At 34.9% G+C, this 1,026-nt stretch carries 1 protein-coding gene and 1 pseudogene; both read right to left on the bottom strand.

From position 1 onward, the window contains the following. Positions 1–43: 43 nt before the first annotated feature. A complete protein-coding gene (gene fliP, locus ABS911_RS15160) occupies positions 44–814 on the bottom strand; it encodes a flagellar type III secretion system pore protein FliP (protein ID WP_350468240.1) in 771 nt (256 codons plus the stop codon). Further along, positions 811–1,026, bottom strand: a pseudogene (locus ABS911_RS15155) (flagellar biosynthetic protein FliO); the annotation flags it as partial. The gene fliP and the pseudogene ABS911_RS15155, both read right to left, overlap by 4 nt.

Here is a 1,026-nt window from a genome sequence, read left to right as displayed (position 1 = left end):
CTTATAATGTCTAAAACTTTTACTGTTGTCATTTTTTACACCTCTACTGAAATCCTGTGACTAGCGATTCAACCACTAAATACCATCCATCAACTAAAACAAATAATAATAACTTAAAAGGCAAAGAAATCATGACGGGAGACAACATAAACATCCCCATCGACATTAATATACTGGCCACTACAATATCTATAACTAAAAACGGAATGAAAATTAAAAATCCAATACTGAATGCTGTCCGTAGTTCACTAATAATAAAAGCTGGAATAGCTACCGTTAAAGGAAGATCATTCACATCTGCTGGTTTTGCCGTCTCAGATATATCTAAGAATAATTGAATGTCTTCATCTCTTGTTTGCTTGTACATAAACTCTTTTATGGGCAACTCTGCTGATTCAAATGCTGCTTGTCCACTTATTTCTTCATTTATGTAGGGCGTAATCGCTTCATTCATAACATCAGTATAAACAGGCTGCATAATAAACAAGGATAAAAACAATGCGATTCCCATTAATACCAAATTAGGAGGATTTTGTTGCGTTCCTAACGAGCTTCTGACAAATGAAAGTACAACAATGATACGTGTAAAACAAGTCGTCAATACTAAAAACGTTGGGGCTAAACTAAGGGCAGTCGTCAAAAGGAACAATTGCACAACTTGGGAGGTTTCTCCAGTTTCACTTCCTAGAGCCTCTGACAATCCGCTTAACCCATCTGTTATTTCTGCAGCCGTAACGACTTGCGGAAAGAGCAAACTACTCATTAAAAAGAGGGTAAAGGTTAAAATTAAAATCTTTTTCTTTTGCAACTTTATTTCCTCTTTTCATAGAAAGATTGATACTGAGACTGTAATGATTTAAAGGTTTGAATGGCTTTTTTTTCCGAATGAAGTTTCTTTGACTTCATTGGGGCAACTAATTTTGTTTCATCTATACTTGCTGTAATTTTTTCTTTTTCTTCTGCAGTTAGTTCTCTTAATATTTCATTGCGCGTATCTGTAAAACTCATTAAGTAGTACGTGTCCGC

This window comes from Carnobacterium sp. (assembly GCF_040274425.1).
Note: the sequence above shows the minus strand (reverse complement) of the source record. Positions and strands in the feature narration are given on the sequence as shown.